The following is a 20804-nucleotide window of genomic DNA, read 5'->3' as shown; positions in this document are numbered from 1 at the left end:
TTTTGGCATCACCGGCGTGGCCACCGACACTAGAGGAATCGTCACGCCCCGGGAGTAGCGCCGGAGCACGATCGTGCGAGGCGCTAAGGAGAACCACAATGACATCTATCGGTAGCACCGATTATCTGGCGAAGGATGGCCGGGCCTATATCACGATCAATCGCCCGGAAAAGAAGAATGCGATGACCAGCGCCATGCTCGACGAGCTAATGCGTGCCTATGATCGTGCTGAAGCCGACGATGACGTGCGCGTCGTCATTCTGCAGGGCGGCGGAGATGACTTCAGCACCGGACACGACTTGGCGGAAGTCGGCAAGGAGTACGGCGAGACAACCGTCGACGAGAAGGGACGTGTCCGCAAGCCAAGCCAGCGAGCCCGGCTGCTTTATGATCAAAATTACATCGGACGCTTTCAGCGTATTTTCAACTTCCTGAAGCCGACCTTGTCGCTGGTGAAGGGTTACTGTCTGGGGGGCGGCCTCTATCTGACCGAGGCGTCCGACCTAGTGATCGCCGCCGATAATGCCAAGATGGGGCATCCCGAGCAGGTTCTCGGCCTTTCTGGCGCCGCCTATTTTGCTGCCTGGGAAATGGTCAACATGGGCCCGCGCAAGGCCCGAGAGCTACTATTGCTGGCGGAAATATGGGATGCACAGACCGCGCTCGATAACGGCATGGTCAACAAGGTAGTACCCCTGGATCAATTGGAGGAGGCCGGTGAGGAGTGGGCCGAGCGCATCGTCCGTCTTCCCCGTGACGGTATCGTCATGGGCAAGGCAGCTACCAATTTGGCAATGGAGTCGTTGGGCATACAGAGCCAGTTTGCCTACGGACACATCTTGCACACTTTGGCAACCAATGTGCGGTATGAGTCTGATGAATACAACTTCATGAAGCAACGCCGTGATAAGGGTGTTAAGGCGTCTCACCATGACCGTGAGAAGCATTACTCCGAAGACCAGAAGTGATGTGGTCGCTGTTCCCCACTGCCCGCAGATGGGGATGAGCATGTCGCTGAATGCTAATGACTACAAGTTGTCCGGGAGATGAAATGACTACTGCATTAAAAGGACTCAAGGTCCTCGACTTCACACAAATGATGACTGGCCCGATGGCTACTATGATGCTGGCCGACTCGGGGGCAGACGTGATCAAGGTGGAACAGCCTGAAGGTGATCCTTTCCGCAAATCGGGCGAGACTACTCTAGGGGGAGATGGCGTTTTCTTTCTAGCCATTAATCGCAATAAGCGTGGCATTACGCTTGATCTCAAATCTGACTCCGGCAAGGAGGCAGCACGAGCATTGGCAGCAGGGGCTGACGTGCTTGTGGAGAACTTCCGGCCCGGCTTCACCGAAAAAGTGGGGTTAAGCTATGAGGAGTTGCGCGAGATCAATCCGCGCTTGATCTATTGTTCTATTACCGGCTTTGGCCACAGCGGCCCTGACGCTAAACGCCCCGCGCTCGACCAGATCATCCAGGCCATGTCGGGGCTAATGCAAATCACCGGTACTCCTGAGTCTGGACCGCTAAAGACGGGATTTCCATTTTCCGACCTAGCTACAGCGCTGATCGCCACCACTGGTATCCTCACAGCTATGCATGCGCGAGAAAGAACCGGTGAAGGGCAGCGAGTTGATCTGTCAATGATGGATGCCTCCATCTTCAGTCTAGTGCCCCGTGACGTTTATTTCGACGCCACCGGCAAGACTCCTCCGCTGATGGGAAACGAACACTGGGATATTGTGCCCAATAACACCTACAAGACTTTAGATGACCGGGACATCATGATCATAACGATCAACGACAAGTTCTGGCATATACTATGCGAAGGCCTCGGAGCAAGCCAGCTCAAGACCGACCCCCGGTTCGCAACCAAGAATGCGCGACTCAATAATCGGCAGGCGTGTGACGCCGAGCTGGCGGAAATATTCGCTACCCGAACCTTGGCGGAGTGGGATCAGGCTCTATCTGCTGTAGGTGCCATCTACGGCCCGGTGCGTACCTGGCCAGAGGTGTTCAGCGATCAGCACACTGTAGATAATCTGCTGAAAACGTTGGAGCACCCCAAGGCTGGAACCTTCAAGGTTATCAACAACCCTCTTCAGTTTTCAGCCACGCCTAACGAAATCGTCATGGCCCCGCCGACGCTAGGTCAGCATAATGACACGATTTTGACTGGTGGTTGTGGTACTGCTTGGCAATCAGGGAATGTATAAGTCTGGCTTAATTATTATCCCCAGATAATCAATAAAGCTATAAGTGGTATCTTTTCTAGCAGCCAGAAAACTCGGGCAAAGTCATACAATGTGTATCACCATGAACCCTAAATTTGCCGAGATCAGGCTGTCTGTCCAGCTCCAAGGAGGACCTCCACATCACCGGGGATGGACGTGCCAGTGTGGAGAGCCCCGACCTCAACTAGGTCAACACCCTGCTGAGAAACGACAAGAACGCCATCAAGAACATTTACCATGCCATCCACGGGCCGCATGTCACACGCTATCTGGCCGAGTTCGAGTAGCGCTTCAATCGGCGCTATGACCTCATATCCATGATTCCTCGCTCTCTCATGGTCGCGGCGAGAGAACCGCCGATGCCATGTCGGTTCCTGAATATGGCTGAGCCTTACTAATCAGGCAATATTTTCCTGTAATTCTGGTAAAACCGTCACTCAAAAAGCTGACGGCTCAGGGCGAAAAGTAGAAGACTGCATCAGTGGGATGCCGCGGCAGGTAGTTGAGGCTGCCAAAATAGATTCTGTCCGAGTCGGCCAAACCCCTTGCTCGATTGACGGCGAAAAGCGCGTTGTTGGTTATCCGCCATCGCACTCTGTCCATCGGCGTCACGGATATAGCGGGCCAGCGTCATCGCCGCAGGTTGGCCATAACGTGCCCCAGGAGAAGCACACGTCCACACATGGCGCAGGGTCATCGCTATATCGGGCTCATGTGCATCCAAGTAGGCAAGCCCGTACGCACAAGCCTCAAGGGTAAACACGTCATGACTACAAAGCTTCCAGGCGGCGTTAGGCTTGCCTTTGGAATCGTAGGTGTATGTCTTGCCAATATCGTGCAATAGTCCGCCCACGAAACAGGCTTCCTGCATGAGACGAGGCATGGCCGGCTCGTTAAGGCGCAGCATCGCCACGGAATGATTGGCAACCTCCAACGAATGTTGCAGCAAACCGCCTGGGTAGGCGTGGTGATAGTTACGGCTACCCGGTGCATTTAGAAAGGCTTCCAGCCGCTCTTGACGCTCCAGTACTCGTGTCAAAAAGGTGCGCAGGTGTTGAGACGTTAGCGATTGTGCGGTGGCAACGAGTCGATCAAACGCCTCGGGTACGGGGCAGTAAATACGGGGTAGCGACTGTAGCGTGGCGAGTGCATCAACCTCTTCTGGGTTTGCCTTACGAAATGCATTAAGCAAAAACTGGCCTGACAAACACTTCACCCCGGTAGCGGTGACATGTTCCAGATGACCAATACGCTCCGGTACTGGTGTTTTCTCCAAGTTAAGCATCGCAACGTGATCCCCTTTGCTGTCGCTGAGGCGAAGTTTCAAGAATGGCGTTTTCGCATCATCAAACACCACAACACGACCAGTTAGGCGATAAGTCCCCGTGAATGAGCGCATCAGTTGACGAGAATAGTGATTAGACAGTTTCATGGCTGCGCTCCTTTTGAGCTTTAGCTGATGAGGTATTGCCGAGCAGGCGCTCAAAGGCGGAGCCATCCATGCGAGTAGCGTTAGGGACGTAGCGCGAATAGACCTTAAACAGCATCTCGGTGGAGCTGTGGCCTAATATTCGTGCCACCCACTCTGGGTTCTCACCCGAGGCTAGAAACAGCGTCGCGGCGGTGTGGCGTGTTTGGTAGGGGCGCCGTTTGGTAAGCCCAAGCGACCTCAGTAGGGGGTACCACACACGTTTAGTCACATTGTTGTGATCAAGCGCCTGCCCCATTTGATTGCAGAACACATACGCGCTTTTATGCCCCGTAGCGGCGTACTGTGTTTTCAACGCGTCGTATACTTGGCCAAACATGGGGATTTCACGCTGTGAGCCATCGGTTTTGGTGTATTCGGTCTCTCCGTTGATTAACGTTTCACGCACCAAGATTTCTCGTTTGGCAAAATCCACGTTCTTCCACTTCAGCCCATCCACTTCGCCAGTGCGCATGCCTGTAAAGAAACGCACCGTGTAGTAGTTGCGATAGTCGGAGCGCACGTTATCGATGATGCGGTGGACCTCTTGCAGCGAGAAGGGCTCGATGTGAGTCTTTTGAAGCTTTAACGGTTTGATATTTTTGTACGGCGTCTCGAAGTCGAACCGCTCGGCTGCCTCATCAAGCACCATGCGCAGGATGGTCATGTGACTGTTGATGGTTTTGGGGGATACCAGCCCCGTTGCGCCGCGCCCCTTACGTTTAGCCAGCTTAGCGCGAAACGCCAAGATGTCGGCCTTCGTAATTTCACCCATGGGCTTTTTACCGAACGCAGGTTTAAGTGAGCTATCCAAGATCGAGTTCACATTGCGTACATGAGAGGCGCGCCACTGGATCTTGCTCTCTTCAAACCACTGGTCAGAAAAGTTGTTGAAGATTGGTGTATTAATCTGCTGCGACGCGTCTCCAGTTATAAGTGTGGTCTTTGAAGAGGCCTGAGTGGTCTCCGTGGATGCCAGTTTTTTTAAATTTTTGCTGCCTGGAAAGAACTCAGCGTAGTCGAGGTCATCTAGCAATATTTTGGCTTCTACCTTTGCCAGTAATTGCTCCACCTTTTTTCTGTTAGTAGGTGTGTCTTTCAGTGCAGTTTGCTCACGTAACCGCAGGCCTTGGTAGAAAAAATCCAGATAGAGCTTACCCGTCTCTTTTCGTTGGCGAACCTTACCCATGGCTATAGCCTCCATTTGCCATCGGAATGGAAATAGTGCCATGAGCTGCTTTAAGCATTTCTTTTTCAACGGCTTCCCACAAGAACAAAATTTTCCGTCGGCCAAATGGCTTGATGTAGTGGGTGCCCTCGATAAGGACGCTGTCTTTTAGCTGCTGTCGGATAGTACGACAGTCGTACTTTATGCGCTGGGCAAGCTCTTCGGTCGTGAGATAGGTATAGGATGATTCCATCGAAAACCTCCAAAAGGAGTGGTATTCTGCGTGACTAAAAGACATTCAAAATATCAGAATGTCATCCTAAATGACATTTTAGACAGCAAAAAACCATTTGCAAGCGTTTTTTGCCATTCAGGATGACAAAAAGCATTTACAGGAGGTTTTGATGGTTCGTTGTCATCTCGCGCGCTTGATGGGTGAGCACAAAATGAAGATCGTAGATGTTGCGCGTGAAACAGGACTTAACCGCAATACTGTTACGCTTCTTTATAAAGAAACTGCTCAGCGAATCGAGCTGGATGCATTGGATAAGCTATGCAAGCTTTTCAGTTGTGAGGTGGGTGATTTGCTAGAAATTCAAAAAAATCATGAGAAAAATTAGAGGTGATTAATACTGCCAGTCGTTGACTGAAGGTCGTAAGAATAAATTACTGACGCAAGCAACGGAGCGAATGTGTCACATATACGTCACAGATGTGTCACAGGAAGTTTGCAGACGAACAGAAACAAAAAAGGCAGATCAGTAAGTAACTGATCTGCCTTTCAAAATATTGGTAGCGGGGACCGGATTTGAACCGATGACGGTTATGAGACTGATGATATAAAGACATTTATTTTGTCCTTAAATGGTTAAAAATGTCTTTAAACCTTATGATAGAGCGGTTTTTGGCAAGTGACGCTTCTGGATCTAAGGGATATTAATGACACAAGAAAACGTAGGAGATTGTCACAGCCATCAATTGGAAGCAGTGACCGTAAGTCTCGGGAAGCGGTATCGCAAACTAGTTACGTGGGCGCATGATGAAGGTTTACTCGATATTCTCCAGGTCATTTATCACGCCCAGGGGCTAAGCCCTCGCAACGATGCGATTGCCAATTTTGTAAGAGAATGCTCTCACCCTGAATCTGTCATGATTCTTTCTGCTTGGGCAGGTGATCCGGTTGTCGATGAGCTGCAACGGTTTGTCGGTAGTTTTAAGGATTCCCACCTCATCTCCCGAGAGTACCCAGTAGAGGCACATGCTGGTGATGTAGAACAAAATAAGCGTCAGTTTCAAGAAGGAGGCGTTAAAAATAAAACCTTCCTAATCACCATGATCACTAATCCGCAGGCTCCAGCAAGTAACGAAGAGCTTTTGTTTTGGCGCCGCCTACTGCGCTTATGGCTCGTCGTACATGCGTCGCGCCGGGTTGCTCATCAAAAATGTATTGCGGATCGCAATATTAGCAATGCTGCTCGGTTTATTACGCTCGGGCCTTACGACGAAAAATGGCAGATGCTAGACACGCTATTACGTCGATGCCGTACTTATGTTGGAGAGCGCGAGCCTACTCTAGAGCGTGTTAACGACGCGTTCAATTTTGCTGCCGAAGAGATACGTCTAGATTATTCAGGCGACAGAGCTGCTAGTCGTTTTTTTAATTCGATTTCTCATATTGCGCGTGATGAAGTTGCTCCCATTAATAATGAGGTTACGGCCCCGCTATTACGCATTGATCGATTCGTGCAGCCTGCCGTTGCCGTGGTCCAGCACGTTGATGAAGAGGGCGAAGGTACCGAATATCAGTTTTATGCCTATCGACACGAGGTGGGAGCGGATCTTGATCCAGAGGAAGACGAAGGCACTTATGTTGCGACGGTAGATCCTTCAGATAGTAACGCTGAGCAACGATTGGCGAGCCGCAGCTATTTTGTGCAAACAGCAGAAGAATCGCATTTTTTGCCATGGAGTTGGGAAAAGCTTTTACCGCCAGAGAAAGCGATTTTGCTGGGCTGGATAGATCAGGAACTTTTCTCCTCTGACCCAGCCAATCAGCTCGGTGCGGTGATGGTTTGGCTGTCAGTCCGGTTTTCGCGCTCCCTTCACTTTACTGCGTTATTTCGGATTGATGAGGCCTACGGTGATGAGTGGACGTTGACACAAGATTTTTCCTCCATCGTGAGGAAATCTCCGCGGCGGGCGAATGCTTGGCAAGGCAGTGTTAAGGCACTTGAGTATATCCGCCCGTTAGAAGAAGTGCTTGCCATTGAGCTGCCTGTCCAAATAACCAATATTCTCCAGCAAAGAGCTAGTCAGTTAAAAACTTCTCTGACCACGCTAGGCGACCTATGGGACGACACTCTACCGCTGGAGCGTTGGTTTTATCAGCAGGCACAATTACATTTTCCCCGCGTAACGAGCGCTAAGCTGGCGCATGTTTGGGGACAGGTTGTATTTGATAGAACGCAAGATCCACATTTGGCACGACTGTTAACTGCTCACCCCAATGCGGGGCTGCCCGGTGCGTCTAGCTATGCAACATGGGATATCACCGCGATTGAAAAAGGGCTGGCTCTGCCGCTGATCGCATCAAGACCTTTTCCGCCCAGTGTCAATCTCATTGGTAGTCGCCTTTCGCCGATAGCGTCCTTGTTGCGTCAAGAGATAGTACAGGCGAGGGCTACAGTCGAAGCGAGCGCAGAAGCAGGACTCATTCACTACCATAATGCACTAGCCCAATACTGTGTGATGGGGCTCTATGCTGCTTCGGGGGGTCGATATCTCAAAGATCCCTTTGAGTCACTGCAGCATTTTAATCTCTCAGCACGCTGCTTATATCTGAACGATAAAATGGACCAGGGACGTCGAAGTAGTCGGGTGGTGCCATTGCCCACTCGGGCCGTCGAACTCGTGCAGTGCTATATCAATCATTTGCAGTCACTGGCAACGGCGCTAGTTAATGTCAATACTGCGCTAGCGGATGAAATACACAAAGCACTGACAGGTGAAGGCACATCTGCCCTTCCGTTTTTCTTCTTACTAGATGAGAGCCTAGTGTGGCATTCCATGTCGACCGTGGATTTACCCAGTGTGCCCTTATTTCAATGGCCCTTGCCAAGCAATGTATTCCGCCATCGATATGCTCAACAATTACGCTATTTAGGCGTACCCGCAGAGATAGTCGACGGCTGGATGGGGCACGCGGAGCGAAGTGTGGCGACCTATGGGGATTTCTCGCCGCGCTGCTGGCGTGATGATGTTAACGACTATGTTAGCGCCGTCGATGCTGCCTTTGATGATCTGGAATTCTCAATTCCCTCTGCGTCTTCTATATGCCCGTCATTGGCAAACATAGGGGGTAATAGTGTCGAGGAAAATCAAAAGGCACCACAGGCACGGCTCTTTGGGCAACGCCTACGCGAAAAAGAACGCCGCCAAACTATTCAGCGGGAGCACGAAAAGGCCGATGCGGACATTTGTAGTTACTTAGGGCGAAGGGCGATATCGGATATTCAACAAGCAGATGTTGATACGCTGGTCCAGCGGATGCTGCATCGCAATAACTCCGTCATACACCCATATGCGTCGCTCCGATTGTCAGTTTTGTTGCGGCGGTTGGAGGTCGAAGGCAGCCAATACCAGTATGCGATAAACAAGCGCGTCGCTGAGGCCTCAGCAGAGAAATCACTCGTAACGACACAAGCAGTTAAGGCTGTTTCGTTATTACCTAGCTTGGAGCAGTGGGCTGAGGGTCTTCGCAAAAAAGGACTAAAAGCACAGTTTTCCAAACTGGGTGCTCTGAGTGTCGGTGCGCTATTGTTGTGTCTGGAAAAACGCATTAGCTATCAACGCATGTTGCTCGATGTGGCACGAGGGCGAAACTATCGGCTCATTCAGCATCGGCAAGTCTATTTGCTTGAGTATAGTGAAAGCCTTGACGTCACAAACCACCTTGCCCCCGTTCAGCGGCATCGGATTAGTTATAAAACCGCGTCCTTGTTAGCGGCGGGGCAAGGCATTCAAAAAGAGGTCGATCTCAGCCAAGTCCAGCTTTCAGCCAATATTATCTATCCCCCAGAGGCTTTGAGAGCATGCCTGCCAAGTATACAGGACAAAAGTATACAAACCGTATTGGCCACACTGGGTGAACTGATTAGCCAAGCCAATTTGCTGACACTTCCCGGTTTGGTTTCAGGTGCATTAGCGGGACGTGTCCCCTCAACAAGCCTGCCGTTAGTCGATGAATTACGCATTCGTGAAGGCGTTAGGTTGGTGTTTCCTTCTAACCATAGCACGCACGACAGCGAGCTGAATGTGTCGACTACTGTGATGCCTGGCTGGCGGGATATCAGTAAAATTGAGCAGCAAGAAAATACGAATCGGCTTTATACCAAGGTGCAAGACGTTCTTAATGAGTATACGAAACGGCAATCGCGTCGGGCAGCGTCACAGCTCGACAAGTTATCTAATGGATACGAAGGGCAGGTGGGAGCTTGCATCATACTGTTAGTTCGTTGGATTAGCTTTCTCATGCGGCGGGGCAAAATCGGAAAGCAAAACGACTATGCAAAAAGCTCTTTAACGCGCTATTTCTCATCATTGAAGACGGCATTTGCTGAGTTTGGCTACCAAACAAATCTAGTCGATTATGACGAAGAGGCGGTGACGGCGCTTTATGCGAAAATGCTGACGTTTGTCGAGTTGGCATCACAGGATGCAACATACTTTAGCCATCGGCTGCGCGATTTTCATTCCTGGGCCGAAACGTTAGGGGTGGCAAGTCCCGACTGGCAGGAGTTGTTCATCGAGGATGACCGTCGCAGTGTGCGCCCCGGTATGCTGGTACAAAGCGAGTACCTTACGTGTCAGTCCGCGCTACTCGCGAAATGGAAATACCATAGCGATGAAAAATATCTGCTACTAGGCTTCGTGCTGTTACTCACTTTTCGCTTTGGTTTACGAGCGCAAGAAGCGATCGGGCTGCAACGAAGTGATTGGTGTGAGTATCAAGGCTCCCGTTGGGTACTGGTACGCGATAATGCCCAGCGTAAGCTGAAAAGTCTGGCGAGCCGTCGCGTAGTACCTTTGCTTTTTGCACTGGATGCAACGGAGGAAAACATCATTCAGCAGGTGTTCAGCCGTTTCACGTCATTGGCCGGTAATGACACGAAACGGCCTATCTTGTGTGAGATTTACGAGAGCCAGGCACGGCTGATCTCTTGGGCGCTGCAAATCAGTCCGGTTTTAATTCAGTTGCTTCGCCAAGGGACATCGAGTGGCGGGTTAACACTGCATCACTGTCGGCACGCATTTTATAATACGATTGCGCCTTGTTTATTCGGTATGCATTCAGAGCTAACTCAGTCAGTCACGGGTGACGCCGATACACGGGCAATACGCCAACAAGTATTGGGCGCTAATCACACAGTGTCTCGTCGGAGTGGCATGGCAATGGCGAGGTTGATGGGACACCGACACCCGCGGATTGGATCGTTAAACTACAGTCACTGCTTATTCGACTGGGCAGATCAACTAACGCCCGTACACCATAAGCGGGCAAGAAGAATTGTTGGTGTTCTTCACACTGACACTTTGTTGCGCTCCAAAGCCCCTGCGCTTGAACAAGTCGATGTCACTGTATGTTATGCAGAGCTAAGCTTTATAGCACTGTGGAAAGTGCTGCGGTTTGTAGGGCTGGGGATGAGCTACGAACGTGCAGGACGGCACGTGAATATCCGGCCAGAAGACGTTGAGGCGATTGCAACAGTCGCTCGCCAAGCCGAGTCACATATGCGGTTCAAGCTTAAAAATAACAGTGATAGTTGGGTGAACGGAGAAAGCTATCCCTATATTTTATTAAGAAGCCTCGGCGAAAAATCATGGCGTCGATTTTTTGAACATATCGAGAAAGTGGAGGAAAGCGAATTAGTTGGTAAAAATAATGGGGTAAGCTTATGTGAATTGCCATTTTTGATTAGTAAGAACCGTCAGCTATTAATGAGCCACGAACAACATGTGAGGTTTTTTATGAAGGCGTTGGCTCTTTTTGGTGTGCTCAAGGAGGACATGCAAGTTGCATCTAGAAATATGCCAGTCGAGCTTAGTAATGCGTTGAAAGAAAACGGATTATGTCAAGAAGATGCCGCCAGCGGCTTCCAACTCGATCCGTTTCCCATTGTGGTGGCGGGCGTATTGGACCGTCGTCAGCAATACGCCGCCCTTCGCCTCAACAGGTCTCCGGTTGGTGTTGTACGCAATAGTCACGAACTCGCCGTTGTGGTTCTAGCATGTGGTCTTTTCGGTGCACTATCTTATCCTGTACTGGATAGTTGACAGTGATTCACTGCCCCCTTTTATCGAAGCCAGTCGGCGCTGTTCACATTGAGGATTTTTTGTTTTGGGTATCTTGAGTGGACGCAAAACTCGACCCAGGCTCTGTGTTTAGGTTGCTTTTAATCATGCGGCGGCTACACGCCGATTAAGTCAGCATTGACGCACTGCTCAATAGAGCCGATTGGTACGAACATACGAGGAGCTGGAGGTGAGTTACCTCCTGTCAGGATGATGAGTGACAATCAGATCTTATATTTTCTGGATCTATTTTTGCGGTCTGTGGCTTTCATTTATCGTTAGTGCGTCATAGATACGATACTTAAACAAATCTGCATAATTGCGAACTGGCATGACTGCGGTTATGCAGCATTCCCTATAACGCAAAACCTCAGCTGTCTCATCAGTCCCTAGTAGTGCCCTTGCTAGGCATTGATCTGCATCTAGAACGAACCCTTAAGTTTACCCTGCACGTACTTGCGCCATTTCGTTCAAACACTCCTGACCAGCCTCATTGATGGTGAGTACACTGGTTTTTTAGCCTAATAGTGGAACCAGGTGTTACCGATTTAAGCGAACCCGCATTAAAAGGGCTAGTGAAGCACATATAAAAATACCGCCTGATGAGCAAGGCGGTATCAACAAGCACTTACCAGTTGGGACGTTCTAGGTAAGGTCTACTGTTGGCGCTGTGGGACCGTTTGCTTTAACAGACGAGATCCCTGCATCTCTTGCACTCGTCGAAGAGTACATCTGGCTTGTCCCGATAATTTGTCCATTAGTAGCATTGAGAACAAAATAAGGGTTTCCGTTAGTCGATGTTTTTCGGTCATAAAGGTGATCATACGGGCTATTCTGCCGAACTGACCCAACACCGTTCTGGGCACCAGCTTTGCTTTGGTAGCCTTCGCTTTGCAGAATGATTTCGCCGTTTCCCGCTTTCAGGCGGAAATAGTACTGTGAGTTGTGAACGCTACGGAAAATTTCGTACTTAGCAGACATATTAACGGGCCTCCTTTCGAACGCCTTTAAACGGACGGGCATCAGCTTTCACATCCATGAAGCGTCCTGTCTCTGCATTGCGCTTCACCCATTTGCCATTGCTCATTTGCGTTTGAGATCGTTGGCGCACTGCACCAACTCGCTTGTTGTCGCCATATGGACGATTGACTGCCATGACTACTTACCTCTTTTTACCACTCGTTTACAAATTCGCCATAAAGCAGTAGAATGCTCGCCGATCAAAGCCGCTATCTACTGCCAATGGCAGGCTAGGTGCGCTAATTAACCCGATCAGCACATCGTTGTTCGGGTTTTTTAGTGCACGAGATTAATGGTAATCAAAATGATGTCTATCGTCAATATGATTGTGGGTGTCAATTTGGTTTGCGCATAGACTCACCTCATTCTATATTTGGCTAGGGCAAAAGGAAGGACGTCCGCTCGGGTATACGCACACTAGGGAGAGGAGATATGAGAGGAGCGCCATTCGAAGGGGTCTCTCACCAACAGCTGGAAAGATTAGCTCATATTGAGTTTCTTATTTACTTCACGGGAAAGATCACTCGCAAAGACATTATGTCTAGGTTTGGTGTGAGCTCAGCGGCAGCCACCCGAGACTTAAGCGCCTACATCGAGGCAGCTCCAGATAACATAGTGTATGACCCAAGGCAGAAGCATTACGTAGCGTCAAGTAAATTTAGGTGCTTGCTGCCTCTATCTGCGGAGAAGTGTTTATCTACACTCACGAGTGGTTTCGGTGATGTTATGGATGGTCGTGAGGACTTCCGTTACGCTCACTATATCGCCCTTGAAGAGCCCGAGCTGGATATTACGGCCACGTTCTCACGGGCCATTTCGTTGGCTAGGCCAGTTGAGATCGCGTATGTTTCGACATCGAGCGGATCCTCGACTCGCATCATCTGCCCACATTCATTAATGAATAATGGATTGAGATGGCACGTCCGAGCTTATGATAGGAAAAGGCAAAAATTCTCGGATTTCGTACTTAACCGAGTGCTTTCTACTGACCTGCTCTACAAAGAAGGGTTCAAGGAGCACGAGGTTATTAATGAGGATACTGATTGGGTTGAAGAGGTAGAGCTAGTTATCCAACCTCATCCACGCCTAACAGAGAATAGCCAAGCGGCAGTGGAAAAAGAATTTGGTATGAAAAGTGCTGTTCTTATTAAAAAGGTACGAAAAGCTCAAGTAGGCTACCTTCTCAATAGCTGGAATATTGACTCGACAGCAGGGGCTGACTTAAAAGGACGTCATATTCTGCTTCACTTAAAGAATGCTGAAGACCTTGAGGAAATGAAGATTGACAGCCTCCAGTTAGCACCCAGCTTGGATTAGACGAGGGTAACTCTAGTATTATTTTGGCCTCCTCAACCTTGGGTGTAGGGGGATGAGTAATGCCTTTGATCACTATATTGGGTTCGGTTGCCCCCCAGGAATGATTGACGTCGCGAATATCTATCGGGTGTTCTTGGTGGGTCTATGCGGACAGCATTTATCCTCAGTAGCAATAAATTTTACCAACTGGGGTTGGGGAAAATGATCATATCCCAGGCTTCTAACATATTCTAGCGTGGAGGGTTATTTAGCAAAGTAGGACGCTAGGGCTGCATTGTCACGTTCTGGCCACACAAGCGAGTTCGTTTTAGGAATACCGTAATGATGAAATCCTGCGGAGAGGTTACCTTTCCTAACTTTCTCAAAAAAGCTACAGCCATTTAGGCCAGCATACACTGGAGTGGCCAGGTAATCCCACCATTTTTAGAGGGCTTCAAAAGTAGGCCTCAGGCCATCATGGCCAACTTCTGTTGAGGAGTGATTCCTCCGAGTCCCATATTGGGTCGTTCGTGATTGTAGTGCCAGAGCCAGCGAGTAGCATAACCTTGGACTTCTTCGGTGCTGTCGAACAGATACTGGGCCAGCCAATCGTAACGCACCGTGCGGTTGTAGCGTTCGATATAGGCATTCTGCTGGGGCTTGCCGGGCTGGATAAACGCCAACACAATGCCTTGGTTTTCCGCCCAGTTCGCCAGCTTGCCGCTGATGTATTCAGGGCCATTGTCACAGCGAATAGAGCGCGGTTTGCCCCGCCACTCAATGATCTGCTCCAGTGACCGTATAACACGCTCTGTCGGAAGCGAGAAGTCTACTTCGATGCCAAGGCCTTCGCGGTTGAAGTCATCAATCACATTCAGCAGCCGGTATCTGCGACCATCGTTGAGCTGGTCGTGCATGAAGTCCATCGACCAACTGTCATTGATCATTTCCGGCACGGCCAATGGCTCCGGCTTTTCACGAACCAGGCGTTTCTTGGGTTTTATCCGCAGGTTCAGTTCCAGCTCCCGATAAATTCGGTAAACCCGTTTGTGATTCCAGCCAAACCCTTTGACGTTTCTCAGGTGCAAAAAGCACAGGCCGAAGCCCCAATTGCGCTGGTTATGGGTCAACCGGATTAGCCAGTCGGCGATCTCGGTATTCTCGCTGCTGAGCTTGGCCCGGTAGCGATAGCAGGTCTCGCTGATGCTGAACATCCAGCAAGCCAGTCGAATGCTGATGCGCTTCTCATTGACGGCTTTCTGCGCCATCTCACGGCGTCGAGACGGCTTCACCACTTTTTTTCGATGGCTTCCTTGAGGATGTCCGCTTTCAAACGTTCCTCAGCGTACATCTTCTTGAGCCGTCGGTTTTCATCCTCTAGCTCTTTCAGCCGGGCCATCATGGACGCATCCATGCCGCCGAATTTAGCTCGCCACTTGTAGAAAGTCGCACTGCTCATGCCATGCTCACGACACAGCTCTGGAACCGGAGCGCCGCCTTCGGCTTGCTTGAGAATTGACAGTATTTGGCTGTCAGAAAAACGTGATTTTTTCATGCAGAATCTCCCTGCGTTTAGCTTACGGAAAATTCTACTTTTGAGCACCCTGGTTTTTCGGGGGGATTACCGCCATTCTTAATTTGGCTCTAAGACATTGTTGTATATTAGTGTGTCCGCATCGCTTGGCTACTAGGTAAGCTCAAATCCTTCGGTGTCTAAGAGAGCTTTATCTATCACTAAAGAATCGATCGTATACGTCGATTTTTGACTTGTGGTGTCCGTCGTTTTCGTTGCTGTGAATCGTACAGGCAAATTTTCAAAAGAAGCTTGGCTAATAATTTTAAGAAGGTCAGGATGGGCAGCTTTAAATTTCCTGATGTCACCGGTTTTTTGTAGGCTTTCCTGAATTGTCAAAATGTATATTTCATTTCTGCTGTATGAAAACCCATCAGCTAGTCCAGCGCCGTGGATAGGGCTGGATGTTGTCGCTCGTTTTTCAGGGGTTATAAATTCACTGTCAACACAAAGCAGAGGTTCACTCTCGGGGGTGTCGAGCAGGCTAAATCCATCTGGGATCTTCGAACTTCCCCACTTAGTTAAAAATAGCTCTTGTCGCTCATCTAATGCCTCAATTTTTTGCTTATCTAGCCAGGTCACAGGTTGCTGCGCCTGAAAGAGATCACCGGCTGGAAGCAGCTTTTGTACAATGTGGATGGCTAGCGAGCGGGCCTTGTGAACTATTTCTAACGTCTTTTCGCTATCCTGAGACGATGCAAGGAAAAATACTACGCCTGCTTTCTCTGGCGTGTGGCCTGTGCCAAAGATGACATATTCGTAATCAATGATAACGCCATAGGTGGCTTCGATTTCGTTATTGATGGTTGAGGCGACATAGCTGACAATTTTCTTTATCGCAGGATTGCTAATTTTGACCTCATCGTACTCAAAGTAATTCTCATGCACGCTTTTAATGGCGGCGGAGTTCGCAGCAAGGATAATTACCTGATTTTCTTTTAACTGCGACACGTCGTCTCCTTTGAGCTTGGTTATGCATACAGTTGTTTAAATTATCAAGCCCTTGGGCTGCTTAAATATACGAACATCTGCTATTTGTAATGGTATTTCCATGGCTAAATTATTGTTAGGCCCCGTTTTCTTACTGATGGCCGGGATTTGAATATAGGCAAGAAGAGCCATCCGCACTTATGCTGGAATTTCCTAAGAATTTTTAATGGAAATTAGCAGCCTCTCCGGTTACGTTTGATCCCTTGGTGGCAGAAATTTTTGCCTACTTTGCACCTTGGGAAGCGGATTTTCAGCATGTGGCATGACAACGAAACAGCAATTGATTACCTGAATTTCGGTGTAGTTGTCATTTTCAGAAGGCGATAGCACGAATTATCAAAAGTCGGCCGCACGGTTTTTTCTGACGGTTGACGTCACCTCAGAAAACGGAAAATAAAGCACGCTTAGGCGTAGTTCCCTTGGCTACACCGCGTCGGTACTGCGCGGTTCTTTCTTCCCTTGCAGTGAAGCAATCAGCGGGCAAGAAACATTCCCCTGCCGCAGGTGGCAGGCACACACAAGTTCGGAAAGCACCGACTCCATACGCGCCAAGTCAGTCATTTTTTCGCGCACGTCCTTGAGCTTGTGCTCGGCCAGACTACTGGCTTCCTCGCAATGGGTGCCATCCTCCAGCCGCAGCAGTTCGGCTATTTCATCCAGACTGAAGCCCAGCCGCTGGGCTGATTTCACGAACCGCACCCGCGTTACATCCGCCTCGCCATAGCGGCGGATGCTGCCGTAAGGCTTGTCCGGCTCCGGCAACAAGCCCTTGCGCTGATAGAACCGGATGGTCTCTACGTTGACCCCGGCCGCCTTGGCGAAAACGCCGATGGTCAGATTTTCCAAATTGTTTTCCATATTGCTTGACTCCGTACATGACTACGGAAGTAAGGTTACGCTATCCAATTTAAATTCGAAAGGACACGCGCATGTCTGAACCACAAAACGGGCGCGGGGCGCTCTTCGCCGGCGGGCTGGCTGCCATCCTCGCCTCGGCCTGCTGCCTGGGGCCGCTGGTTCTGGTCACCTTGGGGTTCAGCGGCGCTTGGATCGGCAACCTGACGGTATTGGAGCCGTATCGGCCGATCTTCATCGGCGCGGCGCTGGTTGCACTGTTCTTTGCCTGGCGGCGCATCGTCCGACCGACCGCAGCCTGCAAGCCGGGCGAGGTGTGCGCGATTCCGCAAGTGCGCACCACCTACAAGCTCATTTTCTGGTTCGTCGCCGTGTTGGTCTTGGTCGCGCTTGGTTTTCCCTACGTCATGCCATTTTTCTACTAATCAGGAGTTCATCATGAAAAAGCTGTTTGCCTCCCTCGCTCTCGCCGCTTTCGTTGCCCCCGTGTTCGCCGCCACTCAGACCGTCACGCTGTCCGTGCCTGGCATGACCTGCGCCTCTTGCCCGATCACTGTCAAGCACGCGCTTTCCAAGGTTGAGGGCGTGAGCAAGACCGACGTAAGTTTCGACAAGCGCCAGGCCGTCGTCACCTTCGACGATGCCAAGACCAACGTCCAGAAGTTGACCAAGGCGACCGAGGACGCGGGCTATCCGTCCAGCCTCAAACGCTGATCCGTTAACCGAACTCGGGAGCGACACATGGGACTCATCACGCGCATCGCTGGCAAAACCGGCGCGCTCGGCAGCGTCGTTTCCGCGATGGGCTGCGCCGCCTGTTTTCCTGCCATCGCCAGCTTTGGCGCGGCCATCGGACTGGGCTTCTTGAGCCAGTACGAGGGGCTATTCATTGGCATCCTGCTGCCGATGTTCGCCGGCATCGCGTTACTCGCCAATGCTATCGCTTGGCTCAATCATCGACAGTGGCGACGCACGGCGCTCGGCACGATAGGCCCGATCTTGGTGCTGGCAGCGGTGTTTTTAATGCGGGCTTACGGCTGGCAGAGCGGTGGACTGCTCTATGTCGGCCTGGCCTTGATGGTTGGGGTGTCGGTCTGGGATTTCATCTCGCCAGCACATCGCCGCTGCGGGCCGGACAGCTGTGAATTGCCAGAACAACGTGGCTGACGGCAACAGCCGTAGCCACCACAGAAAAGGAAAAATACATGACCACCCTGAAAATCACCGGGATGACCTGCGACTCGTGCGCGGCTCACGTCAAGGAAGCCTTGGAGAAAGTGCCCGGCGTGCAATCGGCGCTGGTGTCCTATCCGAAGGGCACAGCGCAACTCGCCATTGAGGCGGGCACGTCATCGGATGCGCTGACTACCGCCGTGGCCGGACTGGGCTACGAGGCAACGCTTGCCGATGCGCCACCGACGGACAACCGCGCCGGCCTGCTCGACAAGATGCGCGGCTGGATAGGGGCCGCTGATAAGCCCAGTGGCAACGAACGCCCGTTGCAGGTCGTCGTCATTGGTAGCGGTGGCGCGGCAATGGCGGCAGCACTGAAGGCCGTCGAGCAAGGCGCGCACGTCTCGCTGATCGAGCGCGGCACCATCGGCGGCACCTGCGTCAACGTCGGCTGCGTGCCGTCCAAGATCATGATTCGCGCCGCCCACATCGCCCATTTACGTCGGGAAAGTCCGTTCGACGGCGGTATCGCGGCGACTGTGCCTGCGATTGACCGCAGCAAACTACTGGCCCAGCAGCAGGCGCGCGTCGAAGAACTGCGCCATGCCAAGTACGAAGGCATTCTGGACGGCAACCCGGCCATCACCGTTGTACATGGTGAGGCGCGTTTCAAGGATGAGCAGAGCCTGGTCGTCCGTTTAAACGATGGTGGCGAGCGCGTGGTAGCTTTCGACCGCTGCTTAGTCGCCACGGGTGCCAGCCCGGCCGTGCCGCCGATTCCGGGCCTGAAAGAGTCACCCTACTGGACTTCGACCGAGGCCCTGGTCAGCGACACCCTTCCCGAACGCCTAGCCGTGATCGGCTCGTCGGTGGTCGCGCTGGAACTGGCGCAAGCCTTCGCCCGGCTGGGCAGCCAGGTCACGATCCTAGCTCGCAACACGCTGTTCTTCCGCGACGACCCGTCCATCGGCGAGGCCGTCACAGCGGCCTTCCGTGCCGAAGGGATCAAGGTACTGGAACACACGCAAGCCAGCCAGGTCGCGCATGTGAACGGCGAATTCGTGCTGACCACGGGACACGGTGAAGTACGTGCCGACAAGCTGCTGGTCGCTACCGGACGGACACCGAACACGCGCAGCCTGGCACTCGACGCGGCGGGAGTCACCGTCAATGCGCAGGGTGCCATCGTCATCGACAAGGGCATGCGCACCAGCACGCCACACATTTACGCGGCCGGCGACTGCACGGACCAGCCACAATTCGTCTATGTGGCGGCAGCGGCCGGCACCCGTGCCGCGATCAACATGACCGGAGGGGATGCTGCCATCAATCTAACCGCGATGCCGGCCGTGGTGTTCACCGATCCGCAAGTAGCAACCGTGGGCTACAGCGAAGCGGAAGCGCATCACGACGGGATCGAAACCGACAGTCGCACGCTCACGCTCGACAACGTGCCGCGTGCGCTTGCCAACTTCGACACACGCGGCTTTATCAAGCTGGTCATCGAGGAAGGTAGCGGACGGCTCATCGGCGTGCAGGTCGTCGCCCCGGAAGCCGGCGAATTGATCCAGACGGCTGTTCTCGCCATTCGCAACCGCATGACGGTGCAGGAACTGGCCGACCAGTTGTTCCCCTACCTGACGATGGTCGAGGGGTTGAAGCTCGCGGCGCAGACCTTCAGCAAGGACGTGAAGCAGCTTTCGTGTTGTGCCGGATGAGGAAAAGGAGGTGTTCGATGAACGCCTACACGGTGTCCCGGTTGGCCTTTGATGCCGGGGTGAGTGTGCATATCGTGCGCGATTACCTGCTGCGTGGATTGCTGCGGCCAGTCGCCTGCACCACGGGTGGCTACGGCCTGTTCGATGACGCCGCCTTGCAGCGACTGTGCTTCGTGCGGGCCGCCTTCGAGGCGGGCATCGGCCTCGGCGCATTGGCGCGGCTGTGCCGGGCGCTGGATGCGGCGAACTGCGATGAAACTGCCGCGCAGCTTGCTGTGCTGCGTCAGTTCGTCGAACGCCGGCGCGAAGCGTTGGCCAATCTGGAAGTGCAGTTGGCCGCCATGCCGACCGCGCCGGCACAGCATGCGGAGAGTTTGCCATGAACAGCCCCGAGCGCATGCCGGCCGAGACGCACAAACCGTTCACCGGCTACCTGTGGGGCACGCTGGCCGTGCTGACTTGCCCCTGCCACCTGTCCATCCTCGCTGCCGTGCTGGCCGGCACAACCGCCGGTGCATTCCTTGTCGAGTATTGGGTCATCACGGCGCTCGGTTTGACCGGCCTGTTTCTTCTGTCACTGGCGCGGGCGTTGCGGGCATTCAGGGAAAGATCATGAGCGCTTCCCGGCCGGATGGATGGACTACGGCGGAGGGCCCAAGCGTTCGAGCGCGGGCAAGGCTTTCTGTTCGCAAAGCCGATGCCGGCGGCGGCATTCGCCGTCTTCGTCAGTCAATGGAGGGGTGCCACCATGAATGCAAATGATCCGACCGCCACCAGTTGCTGCGTGTGCTGCAAGGAAATTCCGCTCGATGCCGCCTTCACACCGGAAGGCGCGGAGTACGTCGAGCACTTCTGCGGGCTGGAGTGTTATCAACGTTTCCAGGCGCGGGCCAGCACTGCGACCGAAACGAGCGGCGAACCGAACGCTTGCGGTTCGCCGCCGTCAAATTGAGACA

The 20804-nt window shown here is 52.1% G+C and carries 21 protein-coding genes and 1 pseudogene; 14 read left to right on the top strand and 8 right to left on the bottom strand.

Going from position 1 to position 20804, the window contains the following annotated elements:
* Positions 1–98: 98 nt before the first annotated feature.
* The 3 genes and pseudogenes from HALTITAN_RS23050 to HALTITAN_RS25065 all read left to right on the top strand — a co-directional run.
* Entirely contained in the window at positions 99–968 is an 870-nt protein-coding gene (locus HALTITAN_RS23050; RefSeq protein ID WP_039860734.1) for an enoyl-CoA hydratase-related protein, read from the top strand.
* 50 nt (positions 969–1018) lie between these two features.
* Positions 1019–2218 (top strand): CaiB/BaiF CoA transferase family protein, encoded by a 1200-nt coding sequence (locus HALTITAN_RS23045; protein ID WP_338074272.1) that lies wholly within the window; start codon positions 1019–1021, stop codon positions 2216–2218.
* A gap of 149 nt (positions 2219–2367) precedes the next feature.
* Positions 2368–2634: pseudogene (locus HALTITAN_RS25065) on the top strand (transposase); the annotation flags it as partial.
* A gap of 80 nt (positions 2635–2714) precedes the next feature.
* Here the strand turns inward: HALTITAN_RS25065 and HALTITAN_RS23040 are convergent.
* Genes HALTITAN_RS23040 through HALTITAN_RS23030 form a run of 3 tightly spaced genes read right to left on the bottom strand, consistent with a single transcriptional unit; the run spans position 2715 to position 5125 of the window.
* Complete coding sequence (locus tag HALTITAN_RS23040; RefSeq protein WP_039860732.1) at positions 2715–3668, bottom strand: TraI domain-containing protein; 954 nt, start codon at positions 3666–3668, stop codon at positions 2715–2717.
* Positions 3655–4893, bottom strand: a complete 1239-nt coding sequence (locus HALTITAN_RS23035) for a site-specific integrase (protein WP_039860730.1) — start codon at positions 4891–4893, stop codon at positions 3655–3657. Before HALTITAN_RS23035 ends, HALTITAN_RS23040 begins: the two co-directional genes overlap by 14 nt.
* On the bottom strand, positions 4886–5125 hold the full coding sequence (locus tag HALTITAN_RS23030; RefSeq protein WP_027957726.1) for a hypothetical protein: 240 nt from the start codon (positions 5123–5125) through the stop codon (positions 4886–4888). The genes HALTITAN_RS23035 and HALTITAN_RS23030 overlap by 8 nt, the downstream gene beginning before the upstream one ends.
* 151 nt (positions 5126–5276) lie before the next feature.
* Between HALTITAN_RS23030 and HALTITAN_RS23025 the strand changes: the two genes are divergently transcribed.
* Complete coding sequence (locus tag HALTITAN_RS23025) at positions 5277–5492, top strand: helix-turn-helix domain-containing protein (protein ID WP_039860729.1); 216 nt, start codon at positions 5277–5279, stop codon at positions 5490–5492.
* Positions 5493–5811: 319 nt separating this feature from the next.
* Positions 5812–11205: a DNA breaking-rejoining enzyme, catalytic core gene (locus HALTITAN_RS23020; RefSeq protein WP_009288533.1), complete on the top strand. Its 5394-nt coding sequence runs from the start codon at positions 5812–5814 to the stop codon at positions 11203–11205.
* 663 nt (positions 11206–11868) lie between these two features.
* On the opposite strand, the gene HALTITAN_RS23015 is transcribed toward HALTITAN_RS23020, so the two are convergent.
* A complete protein-coding gene (locus HALTITAN_RS23015) occupies positions 11869–12204 on the bottom strand; it encodes a YegP family protein (RefSeq protein WP_039860728.1) in 336 nt (111 codons plus the stop codon).
* Between the two features lies 1 nt (position 12205).
* Entirely contained in the window at positions 12206–12379 is a 174-nt protein-coding gene (locus HALTITAN_RS25780) for a hypothetical protein (RefSeq protein WP_169331561.1), read from the bottom strand.
* A 296-nt stretch (positions 12380–12675) separates the two neighbouring features.
* Here HALTITAN_RS25780 and HALTITAN_RS23010 point away from each other — a divergent pair, with 296 nt between their 5' ends.
* Entirely contained in the window at positions 12676–13560 is an 885-nt protein-coding gene (locus HALTITAN_RS23010) for a helix-turn-helix transcriptional regulator (RefSeq protein WP_009288532.1), read from the top strand.
* Positions 13561–14006: 446 nt separating this feature from the next.
* Here HALTITAN_RS23010 and HALTITAN_RS23005 read toward each other — a convergent pair.
* From HALTITAN_RS23005 to merR, 3 genes are all read right to left on the bottom strand, one after another.
* A protein-coding gene (locus HALTITAN_RS23005; RefSeq protein ID WP_085947170.1) for an IS3 family transposase occupies positions 14007–15094 on the bottom strand; the annotation gives its coding sequence in 2 pieces (ribosomal slippage) (positions 14007–14842 and positions 14842–15094; 1089 coding nt in all).
* Positions 15095–15226: 132 nt separating this feature from the next.
* Complete coding sequence (locus HALTITAN_RS22995) at positions 15227–16063, bottom strand: hypothetical protein (RefSeq protein WP_009288531.1); 837 nt, start codon at positions 16061–16063, stop codon at positions 15227–15229.
* A gap of 462 nt (positions 16064–16525) precedes the next feature.
* Positions 16526–16960 carry a mercury resistance transcriptional regulator MerR gene (merR, locus tag HALTITAN_RS22990; RefSeq protein ID WP_005798840.1) on the bottom strand — a complete coding sequence of 145 codons (435 nt, stop codon included), beginning with the start codon at positions 16958–16960 and terminating at the stop codon, positions 16526–16528.
* 71 nt (positions 16961–17031) lie between these two features.
* Here merR and merT point away from each other — a divergent pair, with 71 nt between their 5' ends.
* The 8 genes from merT to HALTITAN_RS26140 are packed head-to-tail and all read left to right on the top strand — an operon-like array spanning position 17032 to position 20800.
* Positions 17032–17382, top strand: a complete 351-nt coding sequence (merT, locus tag HALTITAN_RS22985; protein WP_005798838.1) for a mercuric ion transporter MerT — start codon at positions 17032–17034, stop codon at positions 17380–17382.
* Between the two features lie 13 nt (positions 17383–17395).
* Positions 17396–17671, top strand: coding sequence for a mercury resistance system periplasmic binding protein MerP (gene merP, locus HALTITAN_RS25155; protein WP_004178136.1), 276 nt, complete (start codon positions 17396–17398; stop codon positions 17669–17671).
* 27 nt (positions 17672–17698) lie between these two features.
* Positions 17699–18124 carry an organomercurial transporter MerC gene (merC, locus tag HALTITAN_RS25150; RefSeq protein WP_000522996.1) on the top strand — a complete coding sequence of 142 codons (426 nt, stop codon included), beginning with the start codon at positions 17699–17701 and terminating at the stop codon, positions 18122–18124.
* Between the two features lie 38 nt (positions 18125–18162).
* A complete protein-coding gene (gene merA, locus HALTITAN_RS22970; protein ID WP_005798829.1) occupies positions 18163–19848 on the top strand; it encodes a mercury(II) reductase in 1686 nt (561 codons plus the stop codon).
* 17 nt (positions 19849–19865) lie between these two features.
* On the top strand, positions 19866–20231 hold the full coding sequence (merD, locus tag HALTITAN_RS22965; protein WP_005798827.1) for a mercury resistance co-regulator MerD: 366 nt from the start codon (positions 19866–19868) through the stop codon (positions 20229–20231).
* Positions 20228–20464, top strand: a complete 237-nt coding sequence (gene merE, locus HALTITAN_RS22960; protein WP_005413392.1) for a broad-spectrum mercury transporter MerE — start codon at positions 20228–20230, stop codon at positions 20462–20464. The genes merD and merE overlap by 4 nt, the downstream gene beginning before the upstream one ends.
* A complete protein-coding gene (locus HALTITAN_RS26425) occupies positions 20461–20610 on the top strand; it encodes a hypothetical protein (protein WP_223828161.1) in 150 nt (49 codons plus the stop codon). The genes merE and HALTITAN_RS26425 overlap by 4 nt, the downstream gene beginning before the upstream one ends.
* On the top strand, positions 20597–20800 hold the full coding sequence (locus HALTITAN_RS26140) for a DUF3330 domain-containing protein (protein ID WP_005413391.1): 204 nt from the start codon (positions 20597–20599) through the stop codon (positions 20798–20800). Before HALTITAN_RS26425 ends, HALTITAN_RS26140 begins: the two co-directional genes overlap by 14 nt.
* The last annotated feature ends 4 nt before the right edge of the window (positions 20801–20804 follow it).

The sequence above is a fragment of the Vreelandella titanicae BH1 genome, assembly GCF_000336575.1.
Classification (GTDB): Bacteria; Pseudomonadota; Gammaproteobacteria; order Pseudomonadales; family Halomonadaceae; genus Vreelandella; species Vreelandella titanicae.
Note: the sequence above shows the minus strand (reverse complement) of the source record. Positions and strands in the feature narration are given on the sequence as shown.